The organism is uncultured Pontibacter sp., from assembly GCF_947492645.1.
Classification (GTDB): domain Bacteria; phylum Bacteroidota; class Bacteroidia; order Cytophagales; family Hymenobacteraceae; genus Pontibacter.
In genome coordinates this window covers 535,518-551,140 of sequence record NZ_CANLMZ010000006.1, presented here as the reverse complement: position 1 = coordinate 551,140, position 15,623 = coordinate 535,518, and the positions used below count along the sequence as shown (strand labels likewise).

15 protein-coding genes are annotated in these 15,623 nt (G+C 45.6%); 8 read left to right on the top strand and 7 right to left on the bottom strand.

From position 1 onward, the window contains the following. Nucleotides 1-75 precede the first annotated feature (75 nt). From nhaA to Q1A23_RS08940, 6 genes are all read right to left on the bottom strand, one after another. On the bottom strand, nucleotides 76-1,416 hold the full coding sequence (gene nhaA / locus Q1A23_RS08965; protein WP_299822141.1) for a Na+/H+ antiporter NhaA: 1,341 nt from the start codon (nucleotides 1,414-1,416) through the stop codon (nucleotides 76-78). Between the two features lie 113 nt (nucleotides 1,417-1,529). Beyond that, on the bottom strand, nucleotides 1,530-2,156 hold the full coding sequence (locus Q1A23_RS08960; RefSeq protein WP_299822139.1) for a carbonic anhydrase: 627 nt from the start codon (nucleotides 2,154-2,156) through the stop codon (nucleotides 1,530-1,532). Between the two features lie 105 nt (nucleotides 2,157-2,261). Next, nucleotides 2,262-3,335, bottom strand: a complete 1,074-nt coding sequence (locus Q1A23_RS08955; protein WP_299822137.1) for an alanine/ornithine racemase family PLP-dependent enzyme — start codon at nucleotides 3,333-3,335, stop codon at nucleotides 2,262-2,264. Nucleotides 3,336-3,338: 3 nt separating this feature from the next. Continuing rightward, nucleotides 3,339-3,791 carry a GNAT family N-acetyltransferase gene (locus tag Q1A23_RS08950; RefSeq protein ID WP_299822135.1) on the bottom strand — a complete coding sequence of 151 codons (453 nt, stop codon included), beginning with the start codon at nucleotides 3,789-3,791 and terminating at the stop codon, nucleotides 3,339-3,341. Next, a complete protein-coding gene (locus Q1A23_RS08945) occupies nucleotides 3,731-5,467 on the bottom strand; it encodes a sodium:solute symporter family protein (RefSeq protein WP_299822133.1) in 1,737 nt (578 codons plus the stop codon). The genes Q1A23_RS08950 and Q1A23_RS08945 overlap by 61 nt, the downstream gene beginning before the upstream one ends. Before the next feature lie 333 nt (nucleotides 5,468-5,800). Beyond that, nucleotides 5,801-5,923, bottom strand: coding sequence for a hypothetical protein (locus tag Q1A23_RS08940; protein ID WP_299822131.1), 123 nt, complete (start codon nucleotides 5,921-5,923; stop codon nucleotides 5,801-5,803). A gap of 318 nt (nucleotides 5,924-6,241) precedes the next feature. On the opposite strand from Q1A23_RS08940, the gene Q1A23_RS08935 reads away from it, so the two are divergent. After that, nucleotides 6,242-7,498 (top strand): aspartyl protease family protein, encoded by a 1,257-nt coding sequence (locus Q1A23_RS08935; RefSeq protein ID WP_299822129.1) that lies wholly within the window; start codon nucleotides 6,242-6,244, stop codon nucleotides 7,496-7,498. On the opposite strand, the gene Q1A23_RS08930 is transcribed toward Q1A23_RS08935, so the two are convergent. Further along, a complete protein-coding gene (locus Q1A23_RS08930; protein WP_299822127.1) occupies nucleotides 7,495-7,797 on the bottom strand; it encodes a hypothetical protein in 303 nt (100 codons plus the stop codon). The genes Q1A23_RS08935 and Q1A23_RS08930 overlap by 4 nt on opposite strands. Before the next feature lie 572 nt (nucleotides 7,798-8,369). On the opposite strand from Q1A23_RS08930, the gene Q1A23_RS08925 reads away from it, so the two are divergent. The 7 genes from Q1A23_RS08925 to Q1A23_RS08895 all read left to right on the top strand — a co-directional run bounded on the left by Q1A23_RS08925 (nucleotide 8,370) and on the right by Q1A23_RS08895 (nucleotide 15,614). Beyond that, entirely contained in the window at nucleotides 8,370-9,071 is a 702-nt protein-coding gene (locus tag Q1A23_RS08925; RefSeq protein ID WP_299822125.1) for a GNAT family N-acetyltransferase, read from the top strand. A gap of 13 nt (nucleotides 9,072-9,084) precedes the next feature. Continuing rightward, nucleotides 9,085-10,293: an argininosuccinate synthase domain-containing protein gene (locus Q1A23_RS08920; protein ID WP_299822123.1), complete on the top strand. Its 1,209-nt coding sequence runs from the start codon at nucleotides 9,085-9,087 to the stop codon at nucleotides 10,291-10,293. Beyond that, nucleotides 10,278-11,285 (top strand): N-acetyl-gamma-glutamyl-phosphate reductase, encoded by a 1,008-nt coding sequence (gene argC, locus Q1A23_RS08915; RefSeq protein ID WP_299822121.1) that lies wholly within the window; start codon nucleotides 10,278-10,280, stop codon nucleotides 11,283-11,285. Before Q1A23_RS08920 ends, argC begins: the two co-directional genes overlap by 16 nt. 250 nt (nucleotides 11,286-11,535) lie before the next feature. Further along, nucleotides 11,536-12,690 (top strand): aminotransferase class III-fold pyridoxal phosphate-dependent enzyme, encoded by a 1,155-nt coding sequence (locus Q1A23_RS08910; RefSeq protein ID WP_299822119.1) that lies wholly within the window; start codon nucleotides 11,536-11,538, stop codon nucleotides 12,688-12,690. Then, a complete protein-coding gene (locus Q1A23_RS08905) occupies nucleotides 12,690-13,640 on the top strand; it encodes an acetylornithine carbamoyltransferase (protein WP_299822117.1) in 951 nt (316 codons plus the stop codon). Before Q1A23_RS08910 ends, Q1A23_RS08905 begins: the two co-directional genes overlap by 1 nt. Before the next feature lie 114 nt (nucleotides 13,641-13,754). Then, the gene (argB, locus tag Q1A23_RS08900) at nucleotides 13,755-14,549 is read left to right on the top strand and encodes an acetylglutamate kinase (RefSeq protein WP_299822116.1); all 795 of its coding nucleotides are present in this window, start codon (nucleotides 13,755-13,757) and stop codon (nucleotides 14,547-14,549) included. After that, the gene (locus tag Q1A23_RS08895) at nucleotides 14,550-15,614 is read left to right on the top strand and encodes a M20 family metallo-hydrolase (protein WP_299822114.1); all 1,065 of its coding nucleotides are present in this window, start codon (nucleotides 14,550-14,552) and stop codon (nucleotides 15,612-15,614) included. Nucleotides 15,615-15,623 lie beyond the last annotated feature (9 nt).

Genomic DNA, 15,623 nt, shown 5'->3' with positions numbered 1-15,623 from the left:
GCTGCTCTTTTAATTAGCTCAACAGGTTAATTGTTTTCAATGCCCTAACTGGCTTCTACACCTCTGAAACAGTCTCTACACATCATCCTCAGTTTCTTTTTTACTACCGAAGCGAAGCAGCAAATACCCTAGCAAGCCTGCAGCAAAGGAGGCGCAAAGTATGGCAAGTTTAGCTTGTGGTAGATAGGTGGAGTTTACAAAAGCTAGGTTCGCAATAAATATGGCCATGGTAAATCCGATGCCGCCCAAAAAAGCAACCCCGATGAGTTGTGTCCAGGAGTAAGCTGCCGGCTTACGGGCCAACCTGCTCACAGAGGCCAGAAGCGTGAAGAGAACTATACCAACAGGTTTACCCACCACCAGGCCTAGTATAATGCCCCAGGTCAGCGGGTTCGAAAAACCATCAGTAAGCTCCGAATTGATTAATATGCCGGCATTTGATAGAGCAAATACCGGCATGATGGCATAAGCCACCCAAGGATGCAGCGCGTGTTCCAACCTGTGCAACGGCGATCTCACTTCTTCGCAATTAGTTTCGATGGTGCGCACGGCAGCCTGAAAGTCCTCCTCTTTAAAATTTTCTTGTGGCGGTTTATGTGCAGCGTGGGTAGCGTGTAGTTCGCCAAGTATAGTATCGGTACTGCTGATAAAATCCTGCTCCGAAATTTTTGAACGGGCCGGTATGGTTACAGCCAATAAAATGCCGGCTACTGTGGCATGCACCCCGGATTTGAGAAAGGCGACCCACATAATTAACCCGAACAAGGAATAGAACAGAATATTACGCACTCGCAGCGCATTAAATATTAGCAGCACACCAAAAACAAGTAGAGCAACCCAGAGAGCCAGTAAGTTTAAATCTGCGGTATAAAAAAGTGCGATTACCATTACAGCGCCAATATCATCTACAATGGCATAGGCAACCAAAAACAGCTTAAGCGAAAGCGGCACACGTGGGCCTAATAACGAAAGTATACCTATGGCAAAGGCGATGTCGGTGGCCATGGGTATTCCCCAGCCGTCAAAGCTATCCAGGCCCTGGTTGAAAAGCACAAAAATACCGGCAGGCACCACCATTCCGCCAATGGCTCCCATCACCGGAAATGCAGCGCTCCGGAACGTAGACAATTCTCCTGTTAAGGTTTCCCGTTTAATTTCCAGGCCCACCACAAAAAAGAAAATGGCCATTAAGCCATCGTTAATCCAAAGTATGGCTGCCTTAGATAAACCAAACGCCCCTAACTGAATGGTAAGTACCGTATTCCAGGTTTTAACGTATGACGCGCCCCACGGTGAGTTTGCCCAGGCAAGTGCGATAAGCGTAATAATAATGAGTAAGATTCCGCTGAAGGCCTCGGCGCGGAGAAATTCTTGAAACGGATAGGCAATGCGGCGAAACAGCGTTTTCTTAGGCATGTATCAGGGTATTTCTATATGAATCTATATTCCTGATAAAGACGAGAAAGTATGGCTTTGGGTTTGAATAGCATCCAAACGATCATTTAAACCCAAGGCCATACTAAAATGCTTTACGGAATTATTCCCAATGCACGCCAGTCGTGTATGGGTAATGGTAAATCGATAATGCGCCCTTTAGAAATATCCAGCACCCAGCCGTGCACAGCAGGAGCGGTGCCCGCCTTATTGGCCCGGTGCATAACAGATGTTTTGCAAATGTTCTTTACCTGCTCCACCACATTTAACTCTGATAACTTGTTGGTGCGTTCGGTTATAGTGGGCAAAGCATCAATTTCAGCACGGTTTTTAAGGTATAACTCCCGTATAGGGTTTACCCAGTTTTCTACAACACCAGTTGCGCTGTTTTTATAAGCTGCCTCTACACCACCACAGCAATAGTGGCCACACACTACAATGTGTTTTATCTGCAAGCCTTCTACGGCGTATTCGAGCACGGCCAAAAGGTTCATGTCTGTAAGCGATACCTGGTTGGCCACGTTACGGTGTATAAACAGCTCTCCTGGTTCGGTTTTAGTAAAGCTGTTTAAGGGCATGCGGCTATCAGAGCAGCCTATAAACAGGTAAGGTGGTTTTTGCCCTTTCGCCAGGTTGACAAAGTACTCCGGGTCCTGCTGTTGTTTCTCTTCAGCCCATAGCAGGTTGTTCTCAATTAACTCATGATATTCATGGTAGTGCATAGGCTAAAGATCAAATGTGTTTTTAAAAATTCCCGGTAAATATAATCATATGAAAGTATTTACCGCACAATTGTGCTAGCGGCCCATCGCAGCACCAGAAATAAGTTATTTTACCACCTCCTTCGCAATATAGCGCGAATTAAGTATACTTAGCGCGCCCATATAGCGCAAACCAAACCGAAGCACATCGCCAACTTTATAGTTGTGCTCATTTTCGCCGAGCTCTACTACCAACATATCAGAACTGGCACCAATCACGCTTAGGCTTTCATCTTTCGGTATAAGGAATTTCGGGTTGATGTCGAGCAGCCCCACATCCAGGATAGCACGGTGAGAGGATTTGCCATACAGGCTTTCATCTATCTCGAAACTCTCGCCACTTGGGTTCTCTGCCATTATTCCGCTCGGAACCATAGGTTTTTCTGTCAGCTCTATAATTTCGGTGTAAAGCTCAAACACATCGTCGTGCATGCCCTCAAAGGTTTCGCCTGTAAACAGGTTAAGCCCAAAGAAAAGCGCCTCTCCAATCCTGAAATGGTTTATGCCCTGCGGCATCTGGTGGTTGAACAGCAGCGGAATAGTGACAGATGTGCCTCCCGATACCCAAGGTATTTTGCGGTTAAACTTGGCCTCAATGATCTGCTTGTACAAACTGAGCTGTATGAGTTTATCGCGGGTGGGCATTACACCGTGCAGGCAGTTAAAATTGGCACCTAAACCAATAACTGAGATACCTGGCAATTGGAATACTTTCTCGTAAAAGTTAATCAGGTCATCGCCCATTACACCTTCGCGCAAGTCACCCATTTCAATCATAATAATGATTTTGTGCAACTTACCCTGGTTTACAGCCTCATCTGATAAAAGCTTGATTATTTCAAACTCCGTCTGGAAACTCACATCAGCAAACTGTATAATATCCGGTATACTTAGCTTAGGAGCCGGCTTTATGTATACGGTTTGCACCTGCGGGGCCATGTTTTTGATAACCTTCAGGTTAGTGACCCTGGAGTCATGCACTTCCTGTACGCCAAGCTCCAGCACCTCTTTTAGAAACATTTCGTTGCCGCATAATAACTTTGTTACTATACCCCAATCAATTTCGTGTTGCTTAAATACTTTATCGAGGTGGTTGTAGTTGTGTTGTAGCTTCTGTTTATACAGCTTTAAAACTGCCATCTTTTATCTTTGTAGTCTGTATTCTAAATACTTGTTCGTGAAACCAAGCTTTTCGTAAAGGTGCTTTGCAGGGTTCTGCGGCTCCACGTGCAAGGCAATGCTGCCCTGTGTGTTTTCGATAGCCAGCTGAACAAGCTTTTTACCTACGCCTTTTCCACGCTGACTGTTGTGTACTGCCACATACACAAGTATATTTTCTGGAATGTAGCCGCTCATGCCGGTGTTGTTCAATATCAACGCACCAACCACTTTGCCGTTTTCGCGTGCAACCTCCACAGAGCCTCCTTTACCTTCAGCAGAAGAGAGAGCATAATCCATACACTTCGCGATATCTGCGCGCTGATCACCGTATTCATCCAGGTGCTCAAACAAGAAATCAAGTACTTCGTCGCGGTTTAATTCTGAATCGTTTCCGGGTTTGTAGATCTCGTAGCTGACCGTGTTGTTTTCTGCCATGTTTTGTTTTTTGGTTTATCAGGATATAAATGTGTTAACGTAAAGTATAAAATTGCGGAAGTGATTAGTCCGAATAAATTAGGGTCGAGGTTATAGGGCAACCTAAAGGTCAGGCCCAGCACAGGTATGTGTACTATGCTGTTTGCTGCAATTGTTTGCCTAACTAACTCCTGCAACTCTAGTGTGCTAAGGGCGGCAAATTGGACACCATCGTTGAAATAAGCCTGTAGCTGCTGTGCCAGCATAGCAGCCTCATTTTCTGCTGCCGCTGTACTTAGCATAAATACCTGCAACACAACTGTTACCAAACCGCCCATCAGCATGGCCCAAAAAGCAGCCACGCTGCTGCGCTTGCTCCAGAACAAGGCTCCCAGCACCGGCACAAACAACCCCGACACCATGAAAGCATAGGAGTACAGCATCAGGTCAAGCACGTTCGTCATCATGGTGGCCAGCCACAGCGCAAAAGCTCCAACAAGCAAAGTAACCAGCTGCGAAAGGCGCAGGGTAGAAGGGTGGTCCTGGTCTATTTTCCTGAAATGGCTGATTACATCGGTTACAATGTTACCCGAAGAAGCCATCAGGCAACTGTCTGCTGTAGATAGTATGGCCGAAAAGTATGCTGACAGCATAAGCCCCATTAAACCGACAGGCAACACGGAGCGCAACAGCATGGGCAATCCCGTTTCAGGGTCAACTACTCCGCCTGTTCCCAAGGCATCAAACATGCCCTGCTCGGCAGCAACGCGGGCCAGTATTCCTAAACTAACGCCCATAAAAGCCATGATTGGCCACTCAAAAAAACCGGCAATGTACCAGGCACGCTTTGCTGTTTTGACATCACGGCAAGCGTATATGCGCTGATAAAGAGTCATGCCTACAAACCAAATAGGTATAATCGTGATAGCCCAGTTTACAATCTGCTGCCAGGTTATATTTGTGAGACTCAGGAATTCTGCGGGTAAGGTAGTGCGAATGGCAGCCATACTTTTAGAAGATTGCGCCGCTATAAAATCCGGGTTTATGATCTGGTCAAAGCTCAAACCTTCCATTCCACCGCCGATAGCCAGAAATGAAACAGGTATCCCGATAAAAATCAACCCGCCCATCAAAACAGCCCATTGTATGGTGTCCGTATAAATTACCGCTTTAAGGCCACCCATTACAGTATAAACTACTGCCATAATGCCCATTACAAGTAAGGCGGTATTAAGATCTAAATCAACGAAGGTGCCGCTGGCCAGTTTAGCGCCGGCCAGTATCTGGGAGCTAGTAAAGCCGGTGTACCCAATAGCAGAAATAAGACCGGCAAGCAAAGCGACTCGTGCATTAAAATAATGCCCAAAAATTTGTGGGAAAGTAAGGAAGTTGGCAAACGCTGGGTTCTCTTTAACCTTAGGAATAAGGAAAACTGCCGCCAACCAAGCGCCTAGTAGGCCTGTAAAAAGCATCCAGGAGCCTGATAAGCCCATGGCAAACCCCAAGCCTCCAAGGCCAATAGAAAAGCCACCGCCAACATCAGTAGCCACTACAGAAAGCCCTATGTGTCCGCTGCTCATGGAGCGTCCGCCAACATAGTAATCTTCTGCGCCCTGGTTCTTTTTTAGAAAGTAAAATCCGACTCCCAGCATTGCCAGCATATAAGCCGCAAAAATGGAAAGATCTATGTAGTGCATGTATTAGAAAAGTATAAGTTGTTCGTAAGCGTGGTTTTTACGTTATACTTTAAGATACTTAAATTTTAAGGAAAAAGTAAGTTTTGCCAGGCTTTTAGGTACGCTAGCTGCTTAAGGGGAGTTTTTACTTGCTGAGATTTGTGCAAATTCAATAGTAGCGAGTATATCGGCAGCGGCTTATACTAAGGCTGTAAAGTTGCTGTTATATTAGCTGAGTTCAATTTAACCGAAACATGAATCAGGCTGCAAAAAAAGCGATGTACATGTTGACATTATACATGCCCTGAGGATTTAAATCTAAAGGAAACTTGGAGCTATCACCGCACCAGGTGCTTACCAATAATGATCGTAATGCCTGTTTCGTTTTTTCTTTCCTTTCGCTTTAATATAAACGGCATTGACCAGGTAAGCAACAGCTGCCAGCACGATGATGAGGAAAATTATCAGGACTTCCATCTACTGTTCTACGCAAAAGTATAGCAGCAAGAGGTGCTGCCTATGTAAATTGCTGATATTGTAAAAGCTGCTGCTTTTGTTTATTTGTGCCTCATAAATAATGTAACTATCTCCATCTACTGTTGCGCTTCAAAACAAAGTTAGTTTGTTGCCGGGTTTCCAAATGCATAGCTGTTTATATAAGCAAGCAGCTATATGCGATGTTATACTAAAACCACATAAATTATTAAAGATCAGATTAGAGCATGTAATCAGTTTGGAGTTTTTTACGTATTATTAGGCATAAGCTAATATTAGCAAAAAGTTAAGCGCCATACTATGACAAGAGCCGGTTTCCTCATACTGCTTTGTCTGCTACTCACTCTTCTGCCCGAAACCTCACTTGCCCAGGCACAGTCTAAGTTCGAGCATGATACGGTATACTTTACTTCTAACCGCAAAAAAATAAACATTCCATTTAAGCTCGTTCATAACCTGATCATCATTCCGGTTCAGATAAACGACTCCAGGAAGCTCAATTTTATACTTGACTCAGGGGTTAGGAACACCCTTATCACCCGTCTGTTTTACTCCGACTCGCTAAGCCTGAACTCTGCTGATAAAGTAGCCATTCGCGGGCTCGGCTCCGGCCACGATATAGAGGCCTTGTATTCAAGTGGAAACACCATGAATATGCCCGGCATTCAGGGAGATAACCACCAGGTGTATGTGCTGTTGGAAGATGTGTTTAACCTATCGCATCGTATGGGAATGCCTGTGCACGGTATTATTGGCTATGATATATTCAAGAACTTTATAGTTAAGATAAACTACGGAACCAAAGTGCTCACACTTTACCGCCCCGATGTAAAACTGAAGAAAAAGCGTAAAGCAGAAGAGTTTCCATTACACATAGAGGAAACAAAGGCTTATGTATACGGTAACGTGCGCCAGCAAAACGGGGATACCCTGAAGGTTAAACTGGTATTAGACACCGGAGCCAGCCATACGCTATCGTTGTACCTGCCTACAAACAACAGGCTCACATTGCCATCTAAAGTAATGGAGGCTTATTTAGGGCGAGGCCTCGGCGGGGACATCCATGGTAAAATAGGACGCCTCGATGCTTTCAGGTTGGGCCGTTATGAACTCTCTAATTTACCGGCATCTTACCCAGACGAGGAAGCGATCAAGCTTGCCCTTAATATTGCGAACCGCAACGGCAACCTGGGCTCCGATATTTTAAACAGGTTTACGGTTATACTTGATTACCCGCACAACAAACTAACCTTATTGCCCAACAGTAAATTTAAAGATCCATTTAACTACAACTTAGCTGGTTTCGAAATTACCACACCATTGCCTGGCACCAACATCTATGTTATCTCTAATGTAATTGATAACACACCTGCCAAACTGGTAGGCCTAAAGCCCGGAGACCAGATATTGACCATCAATGGCCAGGAATGTAAAGACCTGCAACTACCCGAGATACTAGATATGATAGACAGCCGGCCAGGCCGAAAGATTCGGATGAAATTGAAAAGAGAGCACCAGGTGTTTAATGTAGATTTTGTACTTGAAAACCGAATTTAAGGCTGAGGAACTGCAGCGGGAGTTGCCTGTTGGAAGTCAAGAAAAACCTGGAATAAAAGAAGCAGCACCGCAAATACAATTAAAAGTATAGCCGTTATTGTTCGCGCTCTCGGGATAGGCTTTTCAAATGTATTTCCGTTTTTGTCTATACCTGACAGTCTTAAATCAGAAAGTATAAGCCCATTACCAAAGCTTAACCAAACAGCGGCCGTAAGTGCTTGTTTAGAGATAAGCAGCGACGCTAGACCAATGGCGGAAAATAAAATTCCAATGATAACCCGGATAGAAATGTTTTTCATGTTTAAGACAAAATTTGATCAGCCGATCTACGGGCAGCTGTTAAAATGTGGCTGCAATTTAAGTATTTTAAACAATTAGCTACAGCCTAAAAAGAACTTGCCAATCATACTGCTAGCTATAAAAAAGCCCTTGAGTTAAAACAAAAACAATAGAGCATATAAACTTTAAAGGTTTTTTAAGAAAGCATTTGGATTTAAAAAAACTTATCTGAAAACTTTGCAAACAAATAAGGGTATAACATTACCTTACCATTTATAAACAGAAATGAAAAAAATGTCGTCTTTATCAACTTTGATAAATCATGCTCCAGCCATGGAGTGTGCGACTTTTTCTATCCTATTAACCAGGATAGTTTTTAGGGCCAACATACTTACGGTCCGCTACAGGCGGTAGCCTACAGCGTTTTTGATTACCTATGCGGTAATCTTCAGTCCCCCTACATATTTTACGTTTACAGTTTATGCAAAGGCAAATTTACAATTGCCGGTAATAACTGTACTTATACTTAAATCAATTTAACTTATTGTGCTGCGTTTAGGCGCAGCTGGGTATATTTATCTTACCATTTAAGATGGATCAATCAGCATTTGTTGTAAGCGTTGCTAACGGGCAACATATCATTCATGCGTTACAGATCTGTAACGAGATGGAGTCTTCTGCTAAGGCGCGTGGCACCGGTATAGCCAAAAGATCACCCGATTACATTGCCCAGAAAATGCTGGAAGGAAAGGCCGTTATCGCGCTCCACCCGGATGGTACCTGGGCCGGTTTCTGTTATATCGAAACGTGGGGCCATGGCAAATATGTAGCAAATTCTGGTTTGATCGTATCGCCGGAGCTTCGCAAGAGCGGACTGGCACGTCAGATTAAACAAAAGGTATTTGAACTATCCCGTACCAAGTATCCGGATGCCAAGATCTTCGGTTTAACAACTGCGCTGGCTGTTATGCGCATTAACTCAGGCCTTGGTTACAAGCCCGTAACATATTCTGAACTTACCGATGACGAAGAATTCTGGAAAGGCTGCCGCAGCTGCGTAAACTTTGAGATTCTGCAAAGCAAGAACCGCACAAACTGCCTGTGCACCGCCATGCTTTACGATCCTGCCAAGGAAGAGAGTTTTATGGCGTTACCAGTAGTCCAAAAACAGGAGGCGCCAAAAGCTGAAAAGCAACCCACAGCTAAAATCATAAGTTTAAACGAACGCTGGATGCGCCACCGTGTGCGTCCTGGCCAGCAAAATATAAACAACAACGAGCGTAACGCTTCTTAAGTAACTCAGCCAAATGAAAAAAGTAGTTTTAGCCTTTAGTGGCGGTTTAGATACATCGTATTGTGCTATTTACCTCGCGCAGGAATTGGGCCTGGAAGTATACTCTGCCATAGTAGATACTGGCGGTTTTTCAGATGAGGAGCTGCAGGAAATTGAGCGCCGAGCCTATGCCATGGGTGTAAAGCAGCACACGCACCTGAACGAGACACAGCACTTTTACAACAGCTGCATTAAGTACCTGGTGTTTGGCAACATACTTAAGAACAACGTATACCCGTTAAGCGTGAGCGCAGAACGCGTGACGCAAGCCATCGCCATTGCACAGCATGCTAAAAGTATAGGTGCAGATTACGTGGCACATGGCAGCACCGGCGCCGGCAACGATCAGGTTCGGTTCGACATGGTATTCCAGGCGCTGATACCAGAGGTGGAGATCATCACACCTATTCGTGATAAGCGTTTATCTCGTGATGAGGAGATTGAGTACCTGAAGCAGCACGGCGTTGAGATGGATTTTGCTAAAGCGCAGTATTCTATCAACAAAGGCATCTGGGGAACATCGGTAGGCGGAAAAGAAACGCTTACATCTAACCTGCCATTGCCCGAAGAGGCTTATCCTACACAACTTAGCAAGCATGAGCCGGAGCGCGTAACGCTGCACTTCGAGAAAGGCGAACTGGTTGGCATCAACGACGAGAAGTATGAAACTCCCGTACAGGCCATTCAACATTTGCAGGCTTTGGCTGCACCCTTTGCCATTGGCCGCGACATCCACGTAGGTGATACGATCATCGGCATCAAAGGCCGTGTAGGATTTGAGGCGGCTGCTCCGCTGGTAATCATAAAGGCGCACCATACGTTGGAGAAGCATGTACTTACCAAGTGGCAACTGTACTGGAAAGACCAGCTTTCGGCATGGTACGGTAACTGGCTGCACGAAGGTCAGCTGCTGGACCCGACAATGCGCGACATTGAGGCTTTCCTGGAGAGTACGCAGCAAAACGTTACCGGTAAAGTATATGTTTTGCTGGCGCCTTACCGCTTCCAGGTAGAGGGTATTGAAAGTGCACACGACCTAATGAGTGACAAGTTTGGCAGCTACGGCGAAATGAACCGCGCCTGGACCTCCGACGACGTGAAAGGATTCGCCAAGATATTCGGCAACCAGACAAAACTGTACCACAGCGTGAACAATACCGAAGAGGCATGGACAACGAAATAAGTATAAAAGCAGGTATAGTAGGTGGCGCTGGCTATACCGGTGGCGAACTGCTGCGCCTGCTCGTAAACCACCCTAACGTAGATATAGCGTTTGTGCACAGCAAAAGCCAGGCAGGAAAGCCGGTTTATGAGACGCATAAAGACCTGCTGGGTGATACCGAATTATACTTTACCGATGCGCTGCAGACAGATGTAGATGTATTGTTTCTGTGCGTAGGCCACGGCGAAGCGAAGAAGTTTGTGGAAGCTGAAAACCTGCCGAAAAGTATAAAGATCATCGACCTGAGCCAGGATTTCCGTTGGAACGAAAGTATAACAAATGCTACAGTTGAGGGTTACGGAAGAACATTTACCTACGGCTTACCAGAACTGCAGCGCAACGAGATAAAAGAGGCACAGAACATAGCCAATCCAGGTTGCTTTGCCACGGCTATACAGCTGGCGCTATTGCCTTTGGCAGAGCAGCAACAGCTACAGCAGGAAGTGCATGTAAGTGGCATTACCGGCAGCACTGGGGCAGGGCAGAGCCTGAGCAGCACATCGCACTACAGCTGGCGCGACGGCAACATATCCAACTATAAAGTACTGCAGCACCAGCACCTGAACGAGATACGACGTACATTAACCGTTATGCAGAAGCAGGAGCTGCCAAGTATAAATTTTGTGCCATACCGTGGACCGTTTACACGGGGTATACTTTGTACGAGCTACCTCAAGTCTGATTTAAGCCTGGAAGAGGCAAAGCAGATGTATAAAAGTTATTACAGAAGCCACCCTTTTGTTACAGTAGTAGACGTAACACCAGACCTGAAACAGGTAACGAATACAAACAAATGCCTGCTGCACCTGGATAAACAAGGGGAAAATCTAGTTATAACCAGCCTGATAGATAATCTGCTGAAAGGTGCATCGGGGCAGGCAATACAGAATATGAACCTGATTTTCGGCCTGAAGGAAACTGCCGGTTTGAAGCTGAAGGCAAGCGCTTTTTAATGGTTTGATGCTCGTTATTGGTTTATGACAAAACTAAAAGCCTGCATCGGCAGCAAAAAGCACAACCTCATTTCGAACGCCTGTGAGAGATCTGAAATATTGCGGGGCTATGAAATGCTCCAGATTTCTCATTGCATTCGAAATGACATAAACCGAAAACAACAATTTAACAATACAACAATCAACAATTAAAAATATGTACGTCGAGTACTTTATTTACTGTCTTACTTCTTACATCTAATTATCAAATATGAATCTGTTTGATGTATATCCGCTTTTCGACATAACTCCTGTAAAAGCACAGGGTGCTTATGTTTGGGATGAGAACGGCAAACGTTACCTGGACCTTTACGGAGGTCATGCCGTTATCTCAATCGGTCACAGCCATCCGCACTACGTTAAAAGAATTGCCCGTCAGCTCTACGACATTGGCTTCTATTCCAACTCTGTTAAAATGCCGCTGCAGCAGGAACTTGCCGATAAGCTAGGCAAACTGAGTGGCTACGACGACTACAGCCTTTTCCTGTGCAATTCCGGAGCCGAGGCAAACGAAAATGCCCTTAAACTGGCATCTTTTCATACAGGCCGAAAAAAAGTAATCGCTTTTAAGGGAGCTTTTCACGGACGCACGTCTGCTGCTGTAGCCGCTACCGACAACCCAAAGATTCAGGCTCCCATCAACGAAACGGATAACATCATTTTTCTTCCATTAAATGATCTGAGCGCTTTTGCTAATGCGCTACAGGAGCATGGCCATGAGTTAGCAGCTGTTATCATAGAAGGTATACAGGGTGTAGGTGGGGTGCAGATACCCGAAGTAGCCTTTATGAAAGCGCTGGCAGCTGGCTGCGACAAAGTTGGCGCGCTGCTGATCCTGGATGAAGTGCAGTCTGGCTATGGCCGTTCAGGCAAGTTTTTTGCGCATCAGAACAAAGATGTGAAGCCGCACCTGATCACGATGGCGAAAGGCATGGGTAATGGTTTCCCGGTGGCTGGCGTACTCATCTCTCCTGAAATTGAAGCAAAACACGGCATGCTGGGCACTACATTTGGCGGTAACTATTTGGCTTGTGTAGCGGCTTTGGCTGTGCTGGAGGTAATGGAGCAGGAAAACTTAATGGAAAATGCCGGGAATATCGGAAATAGATTAATGTCTGAATTGCGTCAGATGCCTGGTGTAAAAGAAGTGCGTGGCAGAGGCCTGATGATTGGCGTGGAGTTGAACCAGCCATGTGCCGGGATACGCAAGCAATTGCTGGATGAGCACGGAATATTTACAGGATCCTCATCAGATAAAAATACGCTGCGCCTGTTGCCACCACTCTGCATCGGGATCCGCGAAGTACAAAAGTTCCTGGAGGCATTCGAAGCAGTTTTATTAAAAGCAGAATTACAGACAGTTTAATGAAGAAGTTTACATCGGTACAAGACGTTGCAAACGTTGAAGAATTGGTAAATGAGGCGCTGCACCTAAAGCAAAACCCCTACAAGTATAAACACCTCGGCGAAAATAAAACGCTGGGGTTGATTTTCCTGAACCCAAGCCTGCGCACCCGCTTGAGCACCCAAAAAGCGGCTTTAAACCTGGGCATGAACGTGATGGTGATGAACCTGGACAAAGAAGGCTGGGCGCTGGAAACTCAGGAAGGCGCCATCATGAACGGCACCACCGTAGAGCACATCAAGGAAGCTGCTGCCGTAATGGGTGAGTACTGTGATATTTTGGGTATCCGCTCTTTCCCGAAGCTGCAGAACCGTGATGAAGACTACAACGAGGAGTTGCTGCAGCAGTTTATCCATTACGCAGGTATTCCAATCGTTAGTTTAGAGTCTGCTACGCGCCACCCGCTGCAAAGCCTGGCAGATTTACTAACGATTACAGAGCAAAAACAAGCTGGTAAAAAGCCTAAGGTAGTTTTAACCTGGGCACCGCACGTTAAATCCATACCGCAATGCGTGGCAAACTCTTTTGCAGAATGGATGGGCCAGGCTGATGTGGAACTGGTGGTAACGCACCCTGAGGGCTATGAGCTAGCCGAAGAATTTACACAAAATGCTACCGTAACCACTAACCAGGACGAGGCGCTGCATGATGCAGACTTTGTGTATGTGAAAAACTGGTCGAGCTACAACGACTACGGTAAAGTGCTGACAGACGGCGAGGGCTGGATGATGAACAACAAGAAGCTTTCGCTCACAAATAATGCAAAAGTAATGCATTGCCTCCCGGTGCGTCGCAACGTCGAGCTCAGCGATGAGATTCTGGACGGACCTAACTCGCTGGTGTTGCAGCAGGCGAATAACCGGACCTACGCAGCGCAGGCTGTGCTGAAGCGTATGCTAGAAGCTCTGTAAGTATACCTGACAAAGGAATTTTTGATAAAAGACAAAGGCGCAGATTTTGTAAATAGAAAGTCTTTTGTCCTTTGTCATATTGTCTTATGTCCAACAATCTTTTGTCAAGAATAAATGATCATAGTAAAAATAGGCGGTAATATACTGGATAACCCTGAGCGGCTTCGTCGTTTTTTGGTTGATTTTTCGAAGCTGCAGGGGCCTAAGTTGTTGGTGCATGGCGGGGGCAAGATAGCCTCTGCTATTGGCCAGCGGCTGGGAATTACACCCGTTATGGTAGAAGGCCGCCGCGTAACAGACGCTGAAACTTTGGAGTTAGTAACCATGGTTTACGGTGGTTTGGTTAATAAGCAGGTAGTAGCGCAACTACAAGCAGTAGGATGTAACGCCATCGGCATGACGGGAGCCGATGCCAATGCCATACTTGCCACTAAACGCCCTGTAAGAGAAGTAGATTATGGTTTTGCAGGCGATGTGGCCGGAAAAGAAAGTATAAATATTACTGCAATCGTTGCCATACTTCAGGCCGGTTTAACACCTGTTTTCGCACCGCTTACCCACGATGGCAATGGCTCTTTATTGAATACAAACGCAGATACCATTGCCTCTGTTTTGGCCACAGCTTTAGCTACAAAGCATAAGGTTACGTTGGTGTACTGTTTCGAAAAAAAGGGAGTACTGGCTAATGCAGATGACGATGATTCCGTGATTGCGCATATCAACCCAGAAAAGTATAAAGAGCTAAAAGAGGAAGGTGTGGTAACAGCTGGCATGGTACCTAAATTAGATAATGCCTTTGCTGCGCTGCACCAGGGAGTAAGCGATGTGCTGATAGGAGAGGCCGAAGCGCTGTTAAGTATAAAAGAAACCGATAAACCATACGCTGGCACTACTATCAGCCTGGAGTAAATGGAGCAGAAAAACTTATATCAGCAGGCAGTACAGCTCTTGCAGCAGCTTATTCAAACACCCTCTTTCAGCAAAGAAGAAGATAAAACGGCTGCCATACTTTCTGACTTTCTAAAACAGCATGGAGTGGAGGTGCACCGGCAGCTGAACAATGTCTGGGCTTTTAATAAGAACTATAACCCAAAGCTGTCTACTATACTTTTAAACTCACACCACGATACAATAAAGCCAAATCCCGGCTATACCCGCAATCCCTTTGAGGCAAGTACAGAAGATGGTAGATTGTACGGCCTGGGCAGTAACGATGCAGGAGGATGTCTGGTCAGTTTGATCTCAACGTTTTTATACTTTTATGCGCAGCCAAACCTAAAGTATAACCTGGTGCTAGCTGCTACAGCCGAAGAAGAGATATCCGGTAGAAATGGTATAGAACTTATACTTCCGGAGTTGGGCAAGCTGGATGCTGCCATTGTAGGCGAACCAACCGAAATGCACCTGGCTGTGGCCGAAAAAGGCCTGCTGGTTTTGGATTGTATAGCAAAAGGAAAAGCCGGACATGCTGCCCGCGAAGAAGGAATAAACGCTATTTACGAGGCGCTGGAAGATATCAGCTGGTTCCAAAAGTATAGATTTGAAAAGGAATCGGAACACCTGGGGCCGGTGAAAATGAGCATTACTATGATCAATGCCGGTACGCAGCATAATGTGGTGCCGGACAATTGTCTGTTCACCGTAGATGTGCGCTTAACAGATACTTATACGATGGATGAGGTGCTGCAAACGATACAGCAGCATGTAAAGGCGGAGGTAAAGCCGCGCTCAACCAGATTAAAGCCATCTTCAATACCGTTGGAGCACCCGCTGGTGCAGGCTGGTTTGCAGCTGGGCCGTAAAACCTATGGTTCGCCAACCACATCTGATCAGGCACTTTTACCGATACCGTCGCTTAAATTAGGACCAGGTTTCTCAGGGCGTTCTCACATGGCCGATGAGTTTATTTACCTACACGAAATTGAAGAAGGTATTAACTTATACATTGAGCTACTCGAAAGAGTAATAAAATAAAGTGAGTGT

Bases quoted from the DNA above. Each gene is read 5' to 3' on its own strand.
- nhaA (WP_299822141.1), bottom strand. From the start codon at position 1,416: ATGCCTAAGAAAACGCTGTTTCGCCGCATTGCCTATCCGTTTCAAGAA.
- Q1A23_RS08960 (WP_299822139.1), bottom strand. From the start codon at position 2,156: ATGCACTACCATGAATATCATGAGTTAATTGAGAACAACCTGCTATGG.
- Q1A23_RS08955 (WP_299822137.1), bottom strand. From the start codon at position 3,335: ATGGCAGTTTTAAAGCTGTATAAACAGAAGCTACAACACAACTACAAC.
- Q1A23_RS08950 (WP_299822135.1), bottom strand. From the start codon at position 3,791: ATGGCAGAAAACAACACGGTCAGCTACGAGATCTACAAACCCGGAAAC.
- Q1A23_RS08945 (WP_299822133.1), bottom strand. From the start codon at position 5,467: ATGCACTACATAGATCTTTCCATTTTTGCGGCTTATATGCTGGCAATG.
- Q1A23_RS08940 (WP_299822131.1), bottom strand. From the start codon at position 5,923: ATGGAAGTCCTGATAATTTTCCTCATCATCGTGCTGGCAGCTGTTGCT.
- Q1A23_RS08935 (WP_299822129.1), top strand. From the start codon at position 6,242: ATGACAAGAGCCGGTTTCCTCATACTGCTTTGTCTGCTACTCACTCTT.
- Q1A23_RS08930 (WP_299822127.1), bottom strand. From the start codon at position 7,797: ATGAAAAACATTTCTATCCGGGTTATCATTGGAATTTTATTTTCCGCC.
- Q1A23_RS08925 (WP_299822125.1), top strand. From the start codon at position 8,370: ATGGATCAATCAGCATTTGTTGTAAGCGTTGCTAACGGGCAACATATC.
- Q1A23_RS08920 (WP_299822123.1), top strand. From the start codon at position 9,085: ATGAAAAAAGTAGTTTTAGCCTTTAGTGGCGGTTTAGATACATCGTAT.
- argC (WP_299822121.1), top strand. From the start codon at position 10,278: ATGGACAACGAAATAAGTATAAAAGCAGGTATAGTAGGTGGCGCTGGC.
- Q1A23_RS08910 (WP_299822119.1), top strand. From the start codon at position 11,536: ATGAATCTGTTTGATGTATATCCGCTTTTCGACATAACTCCTGTAAAA.
- Q1A23_RS08905 (WP_299822117.1), top strand. From the start codon at position 12,690: ATGAAGAAGTTTACATCGGTACAAGACGTTGCAAACGTTGAAGAATTG.
- argB (WP_299822116.1), top strand. From the start codon at position 13,755: ATGATCATAGTAAAAATAGGCGGTAATATACTGGATAACCCTGAGCGG.
- Q1A23_RS08895 (WP_299822114.1), top strand. From the start codon at position 14,550: ATGGAGCAGAAAAACTTATATCAGCAGGCAGTACAGCTCTTGCAGCAG.